Annotated in this window: 22 protein-coding genes and 1 riboswitch; of the genes, 9 read left to right on the forward strand and 13 right to left on the reverse strand. The window is 65.4% G+C overall.

Annotation, left to right across the window (positions count from 1 at the left end; translation table 11 throughout):
- On the forward strand, window positions 1–198 hold a 198-nt coding region (locus tag DIZ26_RS13825; RefSeq protein ID WP_198676090.1), incomplete at its 5' end, for an ATP-binding protein.
- Between the two features lie 1,158 nt (window positions 199–1,356).
- On the opposite strand, the gene DIZ26_RS13830 is transcribed toward DIZ26_RS13825, so the two are convergent.
- Window positions 1,357–1,686, reverse strand: a complete 330-nt coding sequence (locus DIZ26_RS13830) for an immunity 53 family protein (RefSeq protein ID WP_198676091.1) — start codon at window positions 1,684–1,686, stop codon at window positions 1,357–1,359.
- A gap of 273 nt (window positions 1,687–1,959) precedes the next feature.
- On the reverse strand, window positions 1,960–2,658 hold the full coding sequence (locus DIZ26_RS13835; protein ID WP_112241200.1) for an SDR family oxidoreductase: 699 nt from the start codon (window positions 2,656–2,658) through the stop codon (window positions 1,960–1,962).
- Between the two features lie 538 nt (window positions 2,659–3,196).
- Window positions 3,197–3,406: riboswitch (cyclic di-AMP (ydaO/yuaA leader) on the forward strand.
- A 4-nt stretch (window positions 3,407–3,410) separates the two neighbouring features.
- On the opposite strand from DIZ26_RS13835, the gene DIZ26_RS13840 reads away from it, so the two are divergent.
- Complete coding sequence (locus DIZ26_RS13840; RefSeq protein ID WP_112241202.1) at window positions 3,411–4,943, forward strand: CBM96 family carbohydrate-binding protein; 1,533 nt, start codon at window positions 3,411–3,413, stop codon at window positions 4,941–4,943.
- Between the two features lie 211 nt (window positions 4,944–5,154).
- Complete coding sequence (locus tag DIZ26_RS13845; protein WP_112241205.1) at window positions 5,155–5,514, forward strand: YciI family protein; 360 nt, start codon at window positions 5,155–5,157, stop codon at window positions 5,512–5,514.
- 39 nt (window positions 5,515–5,553) lie between these two features.
- Here DIZ26_RS13845 and DIZ26_RS13850 read toward each other — a convergent pair whose 3' ends face one another.
- Complete coding sequence (locus DIZ26_RS13850; RefSeq protein ID WP_112241207.1) at window positions 5,554–6,186, reverse strand: histidine phosphatase family protein; 633 nt, start codon at window positions 6,184–6,186, stop codon at window positions 5,554–5,556.
- A 53-nt stretch (window positions 6,187–6,239) separates the two neighbouring features.
- Window positions 6,240–6,932, reverse strand: a complete 693-nt coding sequence (locus DIZ26_RS13855; protein ID WP_112241210.1) for a hypothetical protein — start codon at window positions 6,930–6,932, stop codon at window positions 6,240–6,242.
- Window positions 6,933–7,074: 142 nt separating this feature from the next.
- On the opposite strand from DIZ26_RS13855, the gene DIZ26_RS13860 reads away from it, so the two are divergent.
- Window positions 7,075–7,737, forward strand: a complete 663-nt coding sequence (locus DIZ26_RS13860; RefSeq protein ID WP_112241212.1) for a class I SAM-dependent methyltransferase — start codon at window positions 7,075–7,077, stop codon at window positions 7,735–7,737.
- Between the two features lie 24 nt (window positions 7,738–7,761).
- On the opposite strand, the gene DIZ26_RS13865 is transcribed toward DIZ26_RS13860, so the two are convergent.
- The 4 genes from DIZ26_RS13865 to DIZ26_RS13880 all read right to left on the reverse strand — a co-directional run bounded on the left by DIZ26_RS13865 (window position 7,762) and on the right by DIZ26_RS13880 (window position 9,591).
- Window positions 7,762–8,343, reverse strand: a complete 582-nt coding sequence (locus DIZ26_RS13865) for a carboxymuconolactone decarboxylase family protein (protein ID WP_112241214.1) — start codon at window positions 8,341–8,343, stop codon at window positions 7,762–7,764.
- Window positions 8,333–8,656: a hypothetical protein gene (locus tag DIZ26_RS13870; protein WP_112241216.1), complete on the reverse strand. Its 324-nt coding sequence runs from the start codon at window positions 8,654–8,656 to the stop codon at window positions 8,333–8,335. Before DIZ26_RS13870 ends, DIZ26_RS13865 begins: the two co-directional genes overlap by 11 nt.
- Before the next feature lie 84 nt (window positions 8,657–8,740).
- Window positions 8,741–9,187 (reverse strand): AAA family ATPase, encoded by a 447-nt coding sequence (locus DIZ26_RS13875; RefSeq protein WP_112241218.1) that lies wholly within the window; start codon window positions 9,185–9,187, stop codon window positions 8,741–8,743.
- Window positions 9,188–9,204: 17 nt separating this feature from the next.
- Window positions 9,205–9,591, reverse strand: a complete 387-nt coding sequence (locus tag DIZ26_RS13880; protein WP_112241220.1) for a VOC family protein — start codon at window positions 9,589–9,591, stop codon at window positions 9,205–9,207.
- Between the two features lie 74 nt (window positions 9,592–9,665).
- On the opposite strand from DIZ26_RS13880, the gene DIZ26_RS13885 reads away from it, so the two are divergent.
- Window positions 9,666–10,265, forward strand: coding sequence for a GNAT family N-acetyltransferase (locus tag DIZ26_RS13885; protein ID WP_112241222.1), 600 nt, complete (start codon window positions 9,666–9,668; stop codon window positions 10,263–10,265).
- Between the two features lie 99 nt (window positions 10,266–10,364).
- Here DIZ26_RS13885 and DIZ26_RS13890 read toward each other — a convergent pair whose 3' ends face one another.
- Entirely contained in the window at window positions 10,365–11,324 is a 960-nt protein-coding gene (locus DIZ26_RS13890) for a carbon-nitrogen hydrolase family protein (RefSeq protein WP_112241225.1), read from the reverse strand.
- 438 nt (window positions 11,325–11,762) lie between these two features.
- Window positions 11,763–12,674 carry a phosphotransferase enzyme family protein gene (locus DIZ26_RS13895; RefSeq protein ID WP_332872729.1) on the reverse strand — a complete coding sequence of 304 codons (912 nt, stop codon included), beginning with the start codon at window positions 12,672–12,674 and terminating at the stop codon, window positions 11,763–11,765.
- Window positions 12,675–12,726: 52 nt separating this feature from the next.
- On the opposite strand from DIZ26_RS13895, the gene DIZ26_RS13900 reads away from it, so the two are divergent.
- Entirely contained in the window at window positions 12,727–13,584 is an 858-nt protein-coding gene (locus DIZ26_RS13900) for a nucleotide excision repair endonuclease (protein WP_112241228.1), read from the forward strand.
- On the opposite strand, the gene DIZ26_RS13905 is transcribed toward DIZ26_RS13900, so the two are convergent.
- Together DIZ26_RS13905 and DIZ26_RS13910 are read right to left on the reverse strand one after the other, a co-directional pair.
- Complete coding sequence (locus DIZ26_RS13905; protein WP_232828332.1) at window positions 13,581–14,237, reverse strand: tyrosine-protein phosphatase; 657 nt, start codon at window positions 14,235–14,237, stop codon at window positions 13,581–13,583. The genes DIZ26_RS13900 and DIZ26_RS13905 overlap by 4 nt on opposite strands.
- Window positions 14,234–15,034, reverse strand: coding sequence for a DinB family protein (locus DIZ26_RS13910; RefSeq protein WP_112241232.1), 801 nt, complete (start codon window positions 15,032–15,034; stop codon window positions 14,234–14,236). The genes DIZ26_RS13905 and DIZ26_RS13910 overlap by 4 nt, the downstream gene beginning before the upstream one ends.
- 53 nt (window positions 15,035–15,087) lie before the next feature.
- Here DIZ26_RS13910 and DIZ26_RS13915 point away from each other — a divergent pair, with 53 nt between their 5' ends.
- Window positions 15,088–15,954 carry a TolB family protein gene (locus DIZ26_RS13915; protein WP_112241234.1) on the forward strand — a complete coding sequence of 289 codons (867 nt, stop codon included), beginning with the start codon at window positions 15,088–15,090 and terminating at the stop codon, window positions 15,952–15,954.
- Here the strand turns inward: DIZ26_RS13915 and DIZ26_RS13920 are convergent.
- Entirely contained in the window at window positions 15,951–17,378 is a 1,428-nt protein-coding gene (locus DIZ26_RS13920) for a DHA2 family efflux MFS transporter permease subunit (RefSeq protein WP_112241236.1), read from the reverse strand. The genes DIZ26_RS13915 and DIZ26_RS13920 overlap by 4 nt on opposite strands.
- Before the next feature lie 91 nt (window positions 17,379–17,469).
- Between DIZ26_RS13920 and DIZ26_RS13925 the strand changes: the two genes are divergently transcribed.
- Together DIZ26_RS13925 and DIZ26_RS13930 are read left to right on the forward strand one after the other, a co-directional pair.
- Window positions 17,470–18,153 (forward strand): TetR/AcrR family transcriptional regulator, encoded by a 684-nt coding sequence (locus DIZ26_RS13925; RefSeq protein ID WP_112241238.1) that lies wholly within the window; start codon window positions 17,470–17,472, stop codon window positions 18,151–18,153.
- A 43-nt stretch (window positions 18,154–18,196) separates the two neighbouring features.
- A complete protein-coding gene (locus DIZ26_RS13930) occupies window positions 18,197–18,751 on the forward strand; it encodes a DUF6058 family natural product biosynthesis protein (protein ID WP_112241240.1) in 555 nt (184 codons plus the stop codon).
- Window positions 18,752–18,862 lie beyond the last annotated feature (111 nt).

The raw sequence follows: 18,862 nt of genomic DNA on the forward strand, positions 1-18,862 counted from the left end.
GAACGCGCCAGCCTCATCGTCACCAGCAACAAACCCTTCGGCCGCTGGGGCGAGGTCTTCGGCGACGACGTCGTCGCAGCAGCGATGATCGACCGACTCGTCCACCACGCCGACGTCGTCTCCATGAAAGGCGACAGCTACCGACTCAAAGACCGCGACCTCGGCCGCGTCCCCGCAGCCACCAAAACCAACGACTAACAACCACCAACCAACCCGGGTGGGTCAGCATTCACCCGGACCAGACGGGTCAGAGTTCGACCGGCGTTGACAGGGCTGTCCCGGTCGGGGTTGGTGCCATTGAAGGAGCCGTCGGTGAGCATTTTCCTGCACCGGTGGTCCTACCCAGTTGCCAGACGAGATCGACCGATGGCTCGGATGTGCGTTGTAGCTGGAGAAGTAGTCCTGTCTTGGCTGCGCAGACCTTGACTCCTGGTCCATAGGCTGTGGAGCAGGCTAAGTCCTTGGCTGGGCCCGTTGGCCGAGATTTTCAGCGCGGCTTGTCCCGTACAGACTGCTCGCACCTCATAGGCTCCAGGCGCGAGAGACAGGTCCTCGTTGGTCGCTGTCTTGTCGAAATCGACGTCTTCGCGCCAGATCACTTGCGAATCGGCTGGAAGATCCGAGATCTTGAGCCGATTCGCGTTCCGGCCGGGCGTTGTCGCTGTCGCTGTCGGGCTTGCGGACGGCGTTGCGGGATTGGAGGTTGGCGAGCCTCCTGCGTCGTCGCCGGAGGAGCAGCCAGCCAACGCGCAGCAAGCAACAGTTGCTATTGATGCGCCGACAACGCACGGCCAGATCTTCATCAGGTAGTGGTCTCCCAGTACTTCCATCCGACCGACGCAGCCGAGGGGATACGCGCGGTGCCAGATGCTCGTAGTTTGGTCGTGCAGTCTGCACCGTCGTAGTAATTCCTCCACGAGACCTGCTGGCCCCAGAAACCGTCCTGCACGTTGCCGTACCTATTCGCGGTGATCAGGTGGTCGTAATTGTGCAAGACGCTGAGCGAGACCGAAGAACTGAGGGTTCCGGTCTACGGCATCATCCCGAAGGATGCTGACGGCAACGGCATACCCGCGCCAATGCGATGCGAAGGCCGGCCAGAGCAGCCGCAGCCGCAGCCGCAGCCGGAGCCGGAGCCGGAGCATGGTGGACTTAGTGAAGCGCACCGGCCATTCAACAGCGGTGGCTGCTCAGCGGTACATCATGCCGCCGAGGGGACGAGACAAGGAAGTTGCCAAGGCGCTCAGCGACATCGCCGCCAACGGCTCCGCCGCCTCGCTCCCCGAGAGATCAAAATCAAGCCGTAACGCTCCAGGCAAACTGTTTCAGTCATAGGGATTCTCGCAACGGCTTCGACTAGGAAGTCGAGTTGCTGGCCCAGAGACGGAACTCGTGCATCGCTTCCGTCATGTTGGCTGGGCCACAGGCGGCTTGGAATGTCCCGTTCTCCGTCCAAGTGATACACCAGTCATCTTCAGTCCGATGTACTTCGCGGCGCGCGTATGCCCCGACGTCGAGGCCGGTGTCAATCAGGCCGATCTTGATCGACCATCCCGGATTGTCGAGGGTCGTGATGTTGATTCCGTCCCCGTGCTCCCAGTCGTCGTTGCATTGGGCGACGTACCAGGCCTGCAGCCAAGTCCAGACATCGGGCCGGTCGGGATCGTACGCACGGTCATCAGTCACGTTGTGAGCGTAGAGGAGTGTGACCGAGTCTTGTTCTGCGGCTGAGCTACTGCAAGGCTTCCCCTCCTGATGTCGCACATCGGTCATACCACACGGCGTGAATGTGGCCTCTGACCTGCGGTTATGTGAGCGCCTGAGAAGCGGAGGGTCAACGGTTCGGACCGCCCTGGCCACACTTCCGTGACTCTGGATCTCGGTCTGAGATCCGCCAGCTCTTCCGCTAGTCCAGCAACTGATGCTGCTCCTGCTCCTGTCGCCTGCAGGGCGATCGGATCAGTTGAGCTGGCCGGTGGGGCGTAGGACGAGGTTGTTGATGTCTACGCCTTTGGGTTGGTTGATGGCGAACAGGATTGATTCGGCGACCTGGTCGGCGGTCAGGGTCGGGGCTGCTTCGGGGGATCCACCGCGCTCGTCCCAGAAGGGGGTGTCGACGACGCCTGGGGCGATAAGGGTGACGGTGACGTGGTCTTTGGTTACGAGGAGGCGGACGTTTTCGGCTAGGGCGTGCGCGGCCCACTTGGTGACGGAGTACAGGTTGCCGGGTGTGTTCCTGGTGCCTGCGACCGAACCGACTATCACTATCCGGCCCTTGGAGTTCCTCAGGTGTGGCAGTGTCTCGCGTACCAGTAGAGCTGGGCCGAGGATGTTGGTGAGAACCATGGCACGCATGGCCGCAGGGTCGTGGTCCTCCAGCGTGCCGGGCAGGGAGAAGCCGGCATTGGCGATCACCGTGTCCAATTGGCCCCACGAGTCCACGACCTGACGCACGGCAGCGGTGACATGGCTGTCGTCGCTGGCGTCACCGGTGATGGTCAGCAGCTGTTCGCCTGCTCCGGTGGAGGTGGCGAGCGCGGCCAGGCGATCTGCATCGCGGCCGGTGATCGCCACACGATGGCCTTGCTTGAGCAGGACACGAGCGGTGGCCGCACCGATCCCGCTCGAACCGCCGGTGATCAACGTGACGGGTTCCATGGCGGGGCCTCCTTGGCGACGGCGATATCGGCGATGCGCCAGGCTCCAGGCGTATGGCCACTGAGTTGGCGGACGCAGGCTACCCGACGACTGTGAAGGTGCGACGCGAAGATCAGGCGCACGAACCGCAACCGGGGATCGAACAGCAAATACGAGCGGCTCCCAGCTCCGTGCATGTCTGTGACGTAGCACGCAGCGTGGTGGCCAGAACCGGGGCTCTCCGTAGGCAGTCGGGGACAGTGTGAAATCGGACGTTCGAAATGCGGTGTAAATTCCCGGACAATGTGGTGACGGAATGTCGCGAAAACTTTATTGCGTTATTCGATAATCGGCGTTGAGCGACGGACGGTAATGCCTTGAGCGGGGACGGGGCATCGCGATTGTCACGCTGCGCTGCCCTGGCGCCCAGATTGTTGCGGTGCGTAGTCGTCGAGGCTGTCGTTACCGGTTTGAGACCTCGTGTGGGGTGTGCATATGCTCACCGGCGCCTGGCCGCGGACCTGGGGGACCGGATACAGACAGCAATGAATACCCCCGCCGACTCGCAACGCCGAGTTCCGCCCTCCGGGTCGGTGGCCCCTCCCACACACAGCATCCGAGGGCGGAAGTGGGGAACCCAAGGTTCCCGGACCGGCCGTGGCGCCAGCGTGCGCTGCTGCCTGTCCTCGGGGCGAAGTCGCGCCAGCGACCGGGCAATCTTCCTGCCCGAGCCCGACAGCTAACCTCACAGGCGTGCAGGAAGGACTGTCCCCATGCGGGATGCTTTCTCCCGTCGGCATGCACAACATCGAGCTGCCGTTCCCTCCGACAGACTGAAAGAACCGGCCGCCAAGGCCGGCCGCCGGGCACTGATCCCGATCATCGCGGGCATCTCCTTGGTCCTCACCACCGCCGGAATCGGCGTGGCGGCGCTGACCTCCGACAGCATTCCGGCCCCGGTCAGCCTCACGGCCGGCGCCGATGCCTACGTGACCACCACATCCCCGACCCAGAGGCATGGTTGGTCCTCCCGGTTGGTCGCGAAGATGAACGAGGCAACCAGCCTCATCCGCTACACGGTGCCCCCGGTGGCGGACGGCTACGACCGCAAGGCAACGCTGGTACTGACCCGGCTGACCACCAGCAACCCAGCCAAGATCGCGGTTTCGAAGGCTCCTGGCGGTTGGACCGAGGCCGTCACCTACTCGACCGCTCCCAAGCCCGGTACGCCGTTCGTGACCGTGGCCGACGACGGCAAGTCGTCGCAGCTGCGGATCGACGTCTCCGAGGGCGTCACCGAAGCCGGCGAGCTGAACCTGGCCGTCACGCAGCCCCAGGGGGCCGGCAGCACCGTCTTCGGTTCGCGCGAGTCCGGTGCGGAGCAGACAAAGTTGGAGATCAGCTACGTCCCCGAGGGCACGACCGACCCACTGCCGTCGACACCTACGTCGGCGCCAACGACGGTGAAGCCGACGCAGTCGCCCACGCCCACGGCGACAACGACCAAACCGACAACCACCCCGACCACGGCGTCGCCCACGCCGACCGTCTCACCCACCGCGTCGCCCACCACAACGAGTCCGACGTCTACTCCGCCGACGACCGGCCTTGCGCCGTCGTGGAGCCCGACGAGTTCGGCCAAGCTGACGTTCCAGGACGAGTTCAATGCCACGACAGTCGACACGACCAAGTGGGAGCGCGGCTGGTTCAAGGAAGGCATCTCGGACGGTGTCAACAGCGACAACCTCCAGTGCTACGACACCAAGCAGGTCACCGAGTCCGGCGGATACCTCAATCTGAGCCTCGCGCAGCGCGAAGCCTTCTGCCGAGGTGGCACCAAGCAGTACGTGTCCGGTCTGGTGAACACTCGCAAGTCGTTCAACCAGCGGTACGGCTCGTTCGAGGCAAGGGTCTGCCTGCCTGACGGGAACGGCGATGGCAAGGTCGACGGCTTCCCGGCCTGGTGGACGAACGGACCGTCCTCGGTGCCGTGGCCGGACCATGGCGAGATCGACGTCCTCGAAGGCATCGGTGGCGGCACCAAGGCTTCGCTGCACTATGTCGACCCGGTTTATCACGGCGGTACCTACTCGCCCACGCCGCTGGCCGGCTGCCACAACTTCGGCTCGCAGTGGACAAGCAGCGGAGTCACGTTCTACTACGACGGCAAACCGATGTGGTCGCACGCCTTCGCCGGCACGCTCCCGCAGTTCCTCATCCTCAACTACGCGGTTCGCCAGCACACGGGCGAAGCGATCCTTCCCGGCACTGCCGTCCGAGTCGACTGGGTCCGGGTGTGGGCGTAAGGCGCACACATCCGTACTGCGGTCCTTCTCCACGAAGTGACGTCCTGAGCTAGCAACACCGCGAGGTGCACTCCCGTGACTCAACACGGGAGTGCACCCGTCGGCCCGGCACCCCCAAACAAAAGATTTCGGTAGGTTGTCGGAATTGGTGGGGGCTGTTCGTAGCGTTGGTGGAGGCGGACAGTGGGTCCGCTCTAGTGAAGGAGCAGACATGGCCGAGTACCTCATCTACTTCAATCAGCAGTGGGTGGGCGACCACACCGAGGAGTGGTTCCGGGGGCGGGGGCCGCTGGCCATGGCGGTGGTGGAGGAGATGAAAGACGCCGGGGTCTACGTCTTCGCCGGCGGGCTCGAGGAGGAGGACGGCCCGGTCTACAGCGCCGATCCCACGAGTGGCGAGATGTTGATCACCGACGGGCCGTACGTCGAGACCAAGGAGTTTCTGGGCGGGTTCGCTCTGGTGGAGGTGCCCGACGACGAGACCGCCAAGATGTGGGCCGGCAAAGTCGCGGAGGCCTGCGGTTGGCCGCACGAAGTACGCCGGTTCAAGCCGCGGCCCAAGGCCAAGTAGCAGGAACGCTTACCAACGACGAAGTCACAGCGCTGGTCGTCAGTCGAGAGCCTGTAGGTGCTCGGTCTCGTTCAGCGCTACGACTTGGTGGCTGAAGTGCGTGTCGTTGCGGTGGAGGGTGGTGATGCTGCCTGATGTCAGCGGGAAGAAGACGCGGTCGGTCGACGTCATCGGCATGCCGATCCAGGCGGCGATCAGGTAGCTCGACGCGGATCCGTGAGACACCACGATCTGGTTCGTCGCCGGTCGACGGAGAATATCGTCGAGGGCGGGGTACAGGCGTTCGACCAAGGCCAGTCGCGTCTCGGCGCCGGCCGGACCGTCGTGGTGGCCGAGGCGATCGCCGTACTCCGGAAGCGGGATGCGGCGTTCGTCGAGCCAAGCCTGAGGACGGCCGTCCGCCTCGCCGTTGGACCTCTCCCGAAGCCGCGGATCAGTCTGTACGCCGACGGAGAACCGCGCGGCAATTCGCTCTGCCGCTTCGCTGGCTCGCCTCAGATCGGAGGAATAGACCTCCACGGGCTGGTTTCCGATCTTGCCGGCCAGGACGTCGGCGATGCGCTCGGCCTGCAGCCGCCCAGGTGCGGTCAGCTCCGAGTCGTACCAGCCGCCGACGAGGTCGTCGACGTGATGCTGCGCCTCAGGATGCGTGACGAGGTAGATGTGTCTCACTGGGCCTCCTCCGACCGGCCTCGGCAAGCCCAGAGCCTCTCACAAAGGGCAAGTCAGGTGCCGTCGGCAAGCTTTTCGGGGAGGACGAAGCCGCGGCGGCGCGTGAGGAGGACGGCGGTGGTGATGAGCCACAGCCAGAAGGCGACGTACGGCAGGAGCCAGGCGCCTTCGATCGTCCAGACGAACTGGGCCGGCGCGAGGGCGATTCCGCTGATGACGCCCCAGCGGCCCAGCCAGCGCGGCATGACCCGGGTCGCCGCGATGATCCAGCCGCAAGCGAACGCGAAGCCGGCCATCGCCAACCAGGCATTGGCAAACCCGAGGTGGCTGAGGTCGTACGCGTAAGCCAACTGCCCCGGATCGAGATCAGCGGCGTGATTGGCGCCCGCCGCGTCACCGACCTCGAGGATGACGAACGCGGCGACCAGTACTGCGGACACCAAGGCCATCGTCGATCGCACAGGTATTTCACCGTCGACCCGGCGCAGCAGCAACGCCAGGCCCACCATGAACCAGAGCAGAACGAACATCGCGATGTCGCTTCCCGCCTCCGCCAGCCGCACCCAGGTCGTGTCCAGTCCCCTGACGTACGTCGCGGCCTCAGCGGTGGTGGCGTTGATCGCGGGCTCGCCCGGCGAAGCGCCGATCAGCGTCGCGAAGAGCAACAGGGTGCCGACCAGCCCGGTCGCCCCGATAATCCGGGCGATCGGGATACCGCGCACCGCCAAGTCGTCACGGTCGGCCATGTCCTCAGGATGCGCCTGCCGTCGCCTGTTGCCCACAGTTGGCTACGGCAGCGAAGTCGTCGGACTATGAGTGGCCGCCTGTGAACGGACGGTGGTCAGCGGTCGGGAGGTTTGTCGGTGCTGGTGACTAGCATCCGGCGCTATGAATGCTTTCCCTGTCGAGCAGCCGGGCGATCTCGAGGTGGTTCGGACCTCCTATGACCGGGTCGCGGACAACTACGTGGAGATGAACCTCGGTGACATCACGGCGTATCCCTGGCTGCGTACGGCGATCGACGGGTTCGCGGCCGCAGTACAAGGGCTTGGGCCGGTACTGGATGTGGGGTGTGGGCCTGGAAGCGTGACTGCCTACCTGGCTGAGCGTGGCCTGGATGTGTCTGGGGTCGACCTGTCGGCTCGGATGGTGGAGCACGCTCGGCGGTTGTATCCCGACCTGCGGTTTGCGGTTGCCTCCGCGACCGAACTGGAGCTGGCCGACGCCTCGCTCGGGGGGATCCTCGGGTGGTGGTCGTTGTTCAATCTGCCCAGGCACGTCCTCCCGCTGGTCCTTGAGGCCTTCGGACGCGCGCTGGTTCCCGGCGGGCACCTCATCATCGGGACGCACATGGGCGACGGCGAGATCGAGCGGACAGAGGCGTACGGCGGGGTGCCGGTCGCGTGGACCACTTATCTCTGGCAGCCGGCGGCGCTGTGGTCGCTCTTGGCAGCGGCCGGCCTCGACCCGGTGGCTGAGCTGAAGGTCTCGGAGAGCGTGGCCGGAGTACCGTCACTGGTTCTTGTCGCGCGACGCCCAGACGAAAGCTGACGGTGGCCTGAGCGTTTGGCGGGCTTAAGCGTAGCCGCGTTTCAGGAGGTATTTGGCGCCTGCGTCGAAGGCTTCGGGGGTTAGTTGTTCGAAGCCGAAGGTGTCGGCGAGGCGGTTCGTGATGTTGAAGGCTGTGCAGACGGCCAGGGCGTCTTCGAGTTGTTGGGGTGAGGCACCGGCGGCCAGCGCTGCTTGCATGTCGTCGGCTGTCACGGTTCCTTCTTGGGTGAGTTTGCCGAGGATTCGCAGGGTTGCGCGTAGTGGTTCGTCGATGGGTGCTGAATCCAGGTCGTTGAGAACGGCTGCTACGCGTGAACCGTCCTCGGAGGCCTGACTCGCCGTCGCTGTGTGGGCGCTGATGCAAAACGCCGAATTGTTCATTTTCGAGACATAGGCGGCTATCAATTCGCGGTCGGCGACGGACCAGGCGGATGGTCCGCGCATTGCTTCGTGGGTGAATTTCTTGGCGAGGGTGCCGTAGAAGTCGGGGCGGTAGAAGACCAGTTTCGCGGCATCCGGTACTGGTTGACGCGAGAACAGGCGGATCATCGCGAACAGCACTTTGGTGCCGCGGCTGTAGCCGTGGTTGAGAATGTCAAGACGCATTGCCGTGGCTCCCTTCGGCCTCCGCCAAGGCAGCCAGTCCGGTTTCATAGAGCCGGGTGGACTGACCGACCGCCGCACAGATCACCAGCTCGAAGAGCTCGTCCTCCGTGGAACCGGTCCCCCTTGCTGCTGACAGATCGAACTCAGTGACGTCGGTCGGCCTGTTGGCCACCTTGTCGATCAAGGTGTCCAACGGCGAAGACAGCTCATGATTGCTGAAGGCGCGTGCGCGCTGCTCTGCGGAGGCCCTCCCTTCACCGTTGAGGATCCGATCCACCAAGGCTTGGTGCGCTACTTGCTTCTGGTCCGGCATGGTCCCGCTGCCTTCTTTCCAGTTCGGGTCATCTATCCAATCAGTAGACGATCGGGCATGCCGCTGATTCGACAGGTGAGCGAATCAGCGCGCGGCGATCAGGCTTTCGATGGCGTCGGCGAGGTCGGATATCGGCCGCCGGCCGTCCAACTTGAGGGTTGCGCCGCGCCGGAGTACGGGCTCGACGGTTTCGACGTACTGCGCGATCTCGGCCCGCTGTTCGACGGTTTTGCCGTACGGATTGTTCGTACGGCGGCTTACTCGCTCGATGAGGGTCTCCAGCGGAGCGCTGAGCAGGATGACGTGCTCGAAGCGGTCATAGAAGCGGCCTTGATTCTCGACCGCTCCTGAAATGACGATGTCGGCGTGCTGTGTCAGCAGCTCGTCCATCCGCGGCTCGTCCCAGGTGCCGTCCCGCAGCACCCAACCGTCATAGTCGGTGTCGATCGTGAGATGACCGCGCCGGCGAAGCTCGTCGAGGACGGTGGTCTTTCCCGCACCCGACATACCGGTCACCAGAACCCGGGCCATGGCTGCGACCGTAGTGCTTATTGGACCTTGGCGACAATCTCCACGAGGTTGCCGTCGGGGTCGCGGAATAGGGCGTTGCGATTGCCGTTTCCGGAGTCGCGAGGCGGCTGGACGGCTGTGACGCCGGCGGCGGTGAGGTCCGAGTACGCCGTATCGACGTCGTCGGTCCACATCACCAGGGCCATCGCGGGGGTTCCCGGGGAGGCGTCGACGCCGTGAGCTCGTTGGGCGGCCTCGACTGTGCCGAGGCCGAGGGTGAATCCGTTCAGGCGGAGTTCGACGTGCTCGGGAGTGCCGTCGATCGGAGTACGGAACGTCTCCTCGAATCCCAGGAGATCGCGGTAGAACCGAATCCCGGCCTCGATGTCGCGCGTGTAGAGGTTGACCAGCGCTCCGGCGTACATGCTGGAAATATACCGACCTGGACACTGCTGGTTTTCGGACGAGGATCGTCTGGAATTGGGCTTACCTTGGGGGTATGGCCAAGGTGACGGTGGTGGCGGGGGAGCTTGGGGTCAGGGCGCTGGGGGCTGAGACGTGGGATGCGTTTGCGGACCTTGTGGAGCGGCACAACGGGGTGTGGGGTGGGTGCTGGTGTACGTGGTTCCACACGATGCATGCCGAGAAGACACACACGGTTGAGGGAAATCGGGCGCTCAAGGAGCAGTTGGTCAAGGAGGGGCGGGCGCATGCGGCGCTGGTGTTCGATGGCGACGTCGCGGTCGGGTGGTGTCAGTACGGGGTGCCCGCCGAGTTGCCGAACATCAAGCATCGTAAGGATTACGAGGCCGGTGTCGTCGAGCCGCCGGATTATCGGCTGACGTGCTTCTTCATCGATACGCGGTACCGGCGTCAGGGGGTGGCCGAGGTTGCACTGCGCGGCGCCTTGGAGTTGATCGCGCGGGCAGGCGGCGGAGTTGTCGAGGCGTATCCGCAGGTCACGGATGGCAGGAAGATCACCGCCTCGTTCCTCTACAGCGTGACTCGCAATTTCTTCGAGGAAGCTGGGTTCACGTACTTGCGTCCGATCGGCAAGAACCACTGCGTGATGAGCAAGACGGTGGCCCCAGCGGGATGAGCCTCGTACGACGATCGCCTCGGCGAGGCGGGCGACTTCGTACAACGATCGCGGGAGACCTCGTACGGCGGCGTCCCGTCGTACGAGGTCTCCCCGGGCTCAGGAAGTGATGCGGGAGCGAGCCTGGTGGCGCCAGTCGCGGGCGGCCGCGGGTAGCTCGTGGTCGCGGCTCAGGTCGGCGACCGCGATCGCCGGGCTGCTGTCGGACGGGCCTTGGACGACCCAGTCACCCATGTTGTCGATCACGCCGGAATCGATGTTGGAGTCCGGGTTGGCGGCGACCGCGAGGCTGACCCAGAAGCAGTTCGCCGCGGCGTGGCCGCGTGCCTCTGTTGCCGCTCGATCGTTGCCTGGGACACCGTTCGTCGAGTAGCAGACCAGTACGCCGTCGACGTCGAGCCGGTCGTATTCGGTGAACAGCTCCGGGAAGTGCACGTCCATCCCCAGCGCCAGCCCGAACCGGTAGCCGTCGATCTCGATCGTCACCGGCTTCTTACCAGGCGTGTACATATAGGTGATCTTGGTCGTCGAGAGCGTGCGCTCGTCGTACCGCGCAACGAGCTTGCCCTGGTCGGACACGACGTACGCGCTGTTGTGCGGTCGGGAATCAGGCAGTTGGTGCACGGACGGGATGACGGTCCAGATGCCGAGTTCGCCTGACAGGGCTGCGATCTGGTCCAGTTCCTCCTGCAGCACGGACCACTCGGCCTTGGTCCAGTCGGACGGTCCGAGCTCGTCCGGACCCAGCGAGGACATCACGTATTTGTGGGGAAAGCAGATCGCACCCTCGGGGAAGTGCACCAGCCGAGCGCCCGCATCGGCCGCCTGCTTCATGAATCGGCGAACCTCCGCTCCGCTGGCCCGCAGCCCGTCGACATCGGTGGGGTCCTCGCGAACCGTCGACTGGGCGACGGCGATGCGGAGGACGGTCTGAGTGAGTTCCGGCATGTCTTCTCCTGATGGAGTCGAACGGAAGTGCCGAAGGGCAGCCGTGTAGGACTCGCCGGTCTTGGCGGCGCGGGCGCGAACCCGTCGCTTGAAGTTCCTGTGCGCTGTCATCTGGCCTTCCACGCACCCGCACGCGATCCCCCAGCGATCCCGTCCGAGGCGACTGACCAGGACGAGCGGCCCGAGATCGGAGATCCCTTTGCCTTCTCGATGAGACCAGGCTGGGGCCGGTCAGCGAAGGTGAGGCGCGGGCCGCGCCAGGACCCACATCCTTCCCGACCGAACCCGCCGTCGTCAAACCTCTCCCCGACGGGCGTGTCGCCGGAATCCCTTACCAGGCATCGGTTTGGCGTCATCGAAAGCCATCCGCAATCGCTTGAACGATCCGGTACTGCGAGTCGCCGGCGACCGCGTCGTTGCCGACACCGGTCCTCCCGTCGATCAACTCCCGAACGATGTCGGCATGACCGCCTTGAGGTTCGTCGGATCCGCCATGCCACGGAGCCTAGGCGAGGGCGCCGACAAAATCTGGAGTGCTGCGGTTCGGGGTCAGTGGTCGAGCCAGGACTGGGCTCGGGTGCCGTGGTAGTCGAGGTATTCCTGGGGAAGAGGGCCGTCGGCTGTCGCCAGTGAGAGGTTCAGTTGGTGGAGGCCTCGGGCAACGATCAGCCCGCGCATCACGGTGTCGGAGGCGTCGGGCCAGGGGCGGATCTTCGTGTAGCCGTCGCGGAAGGACTCGGTCATGGCGTCGCGGTCGTCGCGGCGGCCGAAGGAGGCGAGGGTGATGGAGATGTCTTGTTCTGGAAAGCCGTGGACGAGGTCCTGGAAGTCGATCGGCACGGGACCGAGGCCGGAAGCTTCGATGACGTTGGCCGGGGTGAGGTCGCCGTGGATCAGCTGGGGAGTTCGGCCGGTCCACACTTCATCGATGAGCGACTGAGCGCTGTCCCGTGCCTGGGTGAGCGCCTTGCCGTGCTTGGGTACGTCGCCGAGGCGGTCGGGCAGCAGCCAGTAGAGCACCTTGTCCGCACGCAGTACGTCGGCATCACGCAGTACGAAGGTGTGTGAGTGCAGCCGAGCCATGAGCTGCCCCAGCATGCGAGCGCGAGCCGGACCGAGTCGCGCGCGCATCGAGCGCCCGCGGATCCAGGTGAACAGCACACACGTCCGCGGCCGACCATCCACGTCATGCACCACAACCATCGGCTCACCCGACGAGGCCAGTACGACGTCAGGCACCGCCAGCCCATCGGCGACCAGAGCGCGTTGCCAAGCCGCCTCAGCCGCAGCCGTACCTTCCGCATGGATCCGCAACACAGGCCCGACCCGCAGCGCAAAGGTGCCCTCCGACGCCTCCACTCGATAAACCGTATTGAACGACTCCGCAGCCCGAGTCACCCGACGCACCTCAACGGGAAATTCCTGCAGGGCGGCAAATGCGAGCTCCCGTTCCGGGTTCACAGCGCTCCTTCGGTGGATAAGCTTGGCAGCCGAGCATAGATTGCGAGTCGCAATGGGTGAGCCGGACGACCAGGGCAAGAAAGGACTCGCCGTACTACGTGCTGCCGCCGACGACGCGCCTCGCCAAGCGGGCGTTTATCTGTTCCTTGGTGAAGGCAACGAAATCCTTTACGTGGGAAAGGCCGGCAACCTCCGCCAGCGTCTTCGCCAACACGCGGCGGTCGTGCCCTCCGGATCGCAGCTGCACCAACGCTACGACCTCGTACGCCGCGTCGTCTGGGAACTCGCCGACGACGAGGAGGCCGCGGTCTGGCGGGAAGCAGACCTGATCTTCGCCCTCCGGCCGCCGTTCAACGCGAACACCGGCCTCCGCGCAACCGACCCGATCGCGACCGAAGCACCCGCGCCGTACATCGTCGTCCGCGAGGTGGCGTCCGGCCTCCTCGGCTTCACGTTGGAGCCCGTAGTCCCCAAGGAAGGTCGGGTCTACGGCTGCTTTCCACATCTGGGCAAAGGCGTCGCCTCCCGTCTCGGCATCGCCTGCAGCGACGGCTACACCGCCCTCCTGCGATTGCTCTGGGCGGCAGCGGGAGAGGGCAGTCACATGCCCGCAGCGATCACGAGGTCGGCGCCCCCGTCGTACAAGGTGGCTGCTCCGCCCGGTGACGACCTGCACCGCCTACTCTCCGGCACAAGCCCTCGCCTGGCCGGCAACTTGCTCGAGAACGCCTCCCGCCGGCCAGAGTTCATGCAGCCGGCCCTGCGCCGCGACCACGACGCCGTACTACGCTTCTTCGCCGCCGGCCCCCAACTCCTCCGCACCCGCCGCCTACGCCACCAGATACGAACCCGAGTCCTCACCCCAGAAACCTACAAACACTTGTCCACAAGGAAATTCGACCGCTACTAGCAGAGGCGAGCAGCAAGTGATGCGAACTGCTCAGCCGTCGCGCCGCCGCCGCGAAGATAGGCTGCCGTTCCGCCATAGCTGCTCTGGAGATGATCCAAGGTTCGGCTGATGGTGTCGCTCCGGGGCGCAGCCAACTCGGGCAACGCGTGGCTGTCTGCACTCAGGGCAGGACTGGCCACATAGTCGGCAGCAATTGCACTCACCGGTACGCCGACCAGGTGGAGCGCGAGAGCTACGACGAGCCCAGTTCGGTCCTTGCCCGCATGGCAGGCGACCACGACGCATCCCGGCGGTGCTTCGGCGATGGCGGCGATCGCAGCGGCGAAGCGTTCCGGCGACCCGTCGAGCAGAAGGCGGTACTGCGCGGAGAGCTCCCAAGTCGACACGTTCGGACCGTCGGGATCAACCAGCGGAAGATTCAGCCAGAGCGGAGTGTCGGCGAACGGCGACGGGTACTTCTCGCATTCCCAAACGCTGCGCAGGTCGACGATCCTGCTCACCCCGGCCGCGTGGACCGCGGCGATCCCAGTGACGTCGAGCTGATCGAGGTTGTCACTACGTACCAGAGCACCGGCCCGAATCCGTCCGCCGTCGCGCAGCGGCGTACCGCCGAGGTCGCGAACGTTCTTGCAGCGGGGCCAGTGCAACGTCACGGCGTGGTCTCCAAGAGGGTCAGGTCGCGTTCGGCGTAGAGGCGGTGTTCCCATTCTTCGGTGAGGACTATGTGGAGGCACTCCTTGAAGGGGAAGTTTTCGAGCACGGGCCAGCCGGGGGCTGTTTGAGATACCGGAGAGGCGAGTTGGTCGTCCGTGAGTGAGGCGAGGACTTCGCGGACCATGGTCTGGCGATCGGTTCGGATCTTCAGGACTTCGTCGAGGGGAGGGCGGGCCTCGCGGTTCCAGGGGATGCCTTCCCAGCCGGGGGCCTCCTCCCAGGGGAGGTCGAGGGGGTGCCAGGGCGAGGGGTTGCCGAGGATCATCCGGCCGACCCAGGCATCGGTGGCGAAGTTGAGGTGACGCAAGGTCTGGATCAAGGACCACTCGTCGTTGACGTTGCGGTGCAGTGCGTCCTCGGGGAACGTGTGCGCCCGGGCAACGGTGTCCGCCCACAACCGTTCGAGGATCGTCCACGCCTCCCGGAACCCATCGGCGTCCGCGGGATGCATCTTGGCTCGCTCGGGCATCCGGCGGTTCAGCTCGGCCTCGACCAGCGGGCCGATGTCGACGCCGTTGACCTGGAGGTTCTGAAGTTCGCCATAGATCTCGACGTCCAGCAGTTCGACACCGAGCAGCCGGGTCCGATGGAGAGAGGTGCCGCGGATCGTCGCGTCGTCGAAGTCCGACGCGCGCAGCTCGGCGCCGGTGAGATCCACCCGGGAGAAGGTGGAGTCGCGCAGGTTCACCCGCTCGAAGCGGCTTCCGCTGAGATCCTGGTCGCGAAATCCGGTCATGGACCGACGGTAGACCCGGTTTCCGACGATCGGCGTCCGGATAAGTTGGTGACATGCGCACTCTCCGCCCCGGTCAGCGAGCCGAGCTGTACGTCGTGGACGTCGCCACCACCGAGCGACGCCTGGTCCACGAGTCGTCCACCTTGTTGTTCGAGGCACCGAACTGGACGGGCGACTGGCTGGTCGTCAACGGCAACGGCAACCTGTACCGGATCCCCGTCGACGGCGGCGACCTCGAGCAGCTGGACCTCGGCGGCGTACCGGCGATCAACAACGACCATGTGCTGAGCCCGGACGGCGAGACGGTCTACGTGTCGGCCGAGGACGGGCATCTGTACGCCGTACCGCTGGCCGGCGGCTCGCCGCGCAGGGTGAGCAACGATCGTGGGCCGGAGTTTCACCATTACCTGCACGGGATCTCGCCCGACGGCCGGACGCTTGCCTACATCGGTCTGGAAAACAGGGCCGATGGCAACAGAATCACCAACGTCTACGCGATACCGGCGGCCGGTGGCGACGACGTGCAGGTCACGGACGACGAGTACGCCGACGACGGTTCGGAGTACGGGCCGGACGGTCGGTGGATCTACTTCAACTCCGAGCGGGCCTCGACGACGCCTGGGCACGCTCAGCTGTTCAGGATCGCCGGTGACGAACTCGAGCAGCTGACCTTCGACGAGCGGGTCAACTGGTTCCCGCACCCGGCGCCGGACGGATCGATGATCGCCTACGTCAGCTTCCCGCCCGGCACCCTCGGTCATCCCGAAGACATCGACGACGTACGCGTCCGGCTGCTCCCGACCGAGGGCGGTTCACCTCGGGACCTGGCCACACTCTTCGGTGGCCAAGGCACGATGAACGTCCCCAGCTGGTCCCCCGACAGCAGCCGACTCGCGTACGTCGCCTATCCACTGGACTAGGCAGCAGCGGCGGCCTCAGTAAGCTGCTCGGCCGTCGGCTGCAGCTGCGGTGAAGCCAGAGTCAGTACTACGTTGGCGACGGCGAAGGCAGCGGCCACCAGCAGGCCGCGCTGGAATCCCTCGACCAGCGCCTGTTGCTGCGCGACACCGTGAGTCAGAGCGTCCGTAGTACGGCTGATCGACAGCGTGGTGACGATAGCGAGCCCGAGAGCTCCGCCGACCTGGTACATGGCGTTGACGACACCGGACGCCGCACCCGCTTCGTGGTGCTCGACTTCGGACACCGCGGTGATCTGCCCCGGTACGCCGACGCCGATGATGCCGAAGCCGAAGATGATCAGCCCTGGGAGCAACTGGCTCGTGTAGCTACCCACTGCATCCGCCTGCGACAGCAGTAGCAGGCCGACGACGCTGAGCGCAGCACCGGAGAGCTGCACAGTCCGGGTACCGACCTTCTGGACCAGCTGTGAGGCAAGGATGGCTCCGACGATTGCAGCTCCACCCATGGGAAGGAAGTGCACACCGGCCTGCAATGCCGAGTCACCGCGGACTTGCTGCAGGTAGATCGCCGTCAGGAAGAACATAGAGAGGAACCCGGCACCGTTCAGCGCCAGCGAGGCACCCGAGACACTGAGTGCGCGGGACCGGAACAGCCGCAGCGGAACGAGCGGTGCCTTCGACCGCGCCTCCACCAGCACGAAGGCGATCAGTAGCGCCACACCGCCGATGAGGAACGTCAGTACCTCACCCGAGCCCCACCCCTTCGGCTCCGAGCGAACCACGCCGTACACGACGGACAGCAGACCCGCAGTACCGAGTACTGCGCCTGCCGTGTCGAACGTGCGGTCGCGTCCCTCGTTGTGCCGGGTGTCGCGGACGAACACCGGGATCAGCGCGACCAGGGCGAGCACGATCGGCACGTTGACGAAGAAGACCCACTGCCAGCTGAGTGAGTCGACCAGTACGCCGCCCGCAACCACACCGAGCGTGCCGCCGAGACCGGCGAGCCCACCCCACACTCCCATCGCGATGTTGCGCTCACGACCGTGCGCGAACGTCACCGTCAAGATGGCCAGTGCCGCAGGTGACAGCAGAGCCCCACCGAGTCCCTGTACTGCGCGGGCGCCGATCAGGAACTCCGGCGAGTTCGACAGTCCTGCGACCAGCGAGGTGGCACCGAAGAGCAGGAGGCCGGCGATGAAGACCCGGCGCGGGCCGAGCAGGTCGGACATCCGGCCGCCGAGCAGCAGGAAGCCGCCGAACAGCAAGGTGTAGGCGTTGATCACCCACTGCAGGCTGTCGGCGGAGAAGTTCAGATCGGCCTGGATGTGCGGCAACGCGACGTTCACGATCGTCACGTCCAGCACCACGATGAATTGCGCTAGGGCCAACACGGCGAGTGTCGCCCACGGACTGCGTCGCATGCCTACCTCACAGGAGAGAGTTGTCTACGTTGTATGTATACGTTGTATGCGTACTCCGTAGACGTTAGGTCTACGTTGTACACTTGTCAACGTGGCGACGATCAGCAAAGAGACCGCGAGGCGGCTCGACCCGGAGAAACTGGCGACCAGCGCGCTGGCCCTGGCCGACACCGAGGGGCTCGAAGCGGTCACCATCAGACGGCTGGCCCAGCAGCACGAGGTCACCCCGATGGCGCTCTACCGGCACTTCAGCGACAAGGACGACCTGCTGGCCGCGATCGGCGACCGGATGCTGGCCGACATCGCCCTGCCGGAGCCGACCGACGAGCGCTGGGACGTCCAGTTGCGGGCGATCCTGACCGCCTTCGTCGCCGCGCTCCGCCCGCACCCGAAGGTCGCGCAACTGGCGCTGTTCCGCATCCTCGTCACCGAGCCGGGCCTGGCGCTGGCCGAGCGCACGATGGAACTACTCATCGAGGCGGGCTTCTCCGTGGACGACGCCGCCGAGGTCGGCCGCCAGTCGATCTGCTCGCTGATCACCCTCGTCAACATGGAGCCGGGCTCCGCGGAAGTCACCGATCCGATCGGCCGCGAGGACGCCCTCCGCGCCAAGCGTGCGGCGCTCGCCGCCCTCCCGCCCCGGCGCTACCCGCTCATCACCGCCGCCGCCGACGTCCTCGTCTGCCCGACCTCCACCGACGCGTACTACGAACTCGGCATCGACCTCGCGGTCGCCGGCATCTGCGGCATCCTGACCGATCGGCAGCAGCACTGACACTTCGGCGGCCGGCGAAGCAACGCGGGTTTAGCGTCGAAGCATGAGTCAGGAAGCGTTGGCGGCGAGGTTCCGCGAGGTCAATGGTGAGCATCCGATGAGTGCCGAGGACGATGCTTACGTCAATCGCCAGTACCGCGTGCTGGCTGAGCTCTGCGCGGAGCACGGTCGCGACCCGGACGAAGTACGGCGATCGATGCTGGCCGGTGAGCTCCCGCTTCCCGGCTATCTGCGCTCGGACGGTGCCGAGATGGTGCCGGCGGATCTGTTCGAGTTGCCCGACCAGGTCGGGCTCGGCAATCTGCACGCCTGGTTCGTTGCGCAATGGGAAGACATTGCCGAGGGCAACGAAGAATGGGAGGCGTACCTGAGCGGTCAGTACGTCTGCCTGCATTCGGTCACCCCGGCGACGATCAAGCGCAAAGGTGAGCTGATCAAGGCGATCGACGCGACCAGCGATCCGGCCGCGCTCAAGCCGCTGGTCGACGATCTGGACGAACTCGAACCCGAGTTCACCGCCTACGACCGGCTCCGCTTCGGTGGCCCGGTCTCCCGCGACACCCACATCACCGCGATCCGGGCGCGCCTCGACTCGTGAGCCCGAAGTGCCGGGCGGGCGTACAGCGTACGAGGCGGCGGGCGGGCGTACGAGTGTCGGGCGGCCGTTCGGCGTACGAAGTGTCGGGCGGTCGTTCGGCGGTCCCGGGTC

This window comes from Kribbella monticola, assembly GCF_003261635.1.
Taxonomy (GTDB): Bacteria; Actinomycetota; Actinomycetes; order Propionibacteriales; family Kribbellaceae; genus Kribbella; species Kribbella monticola.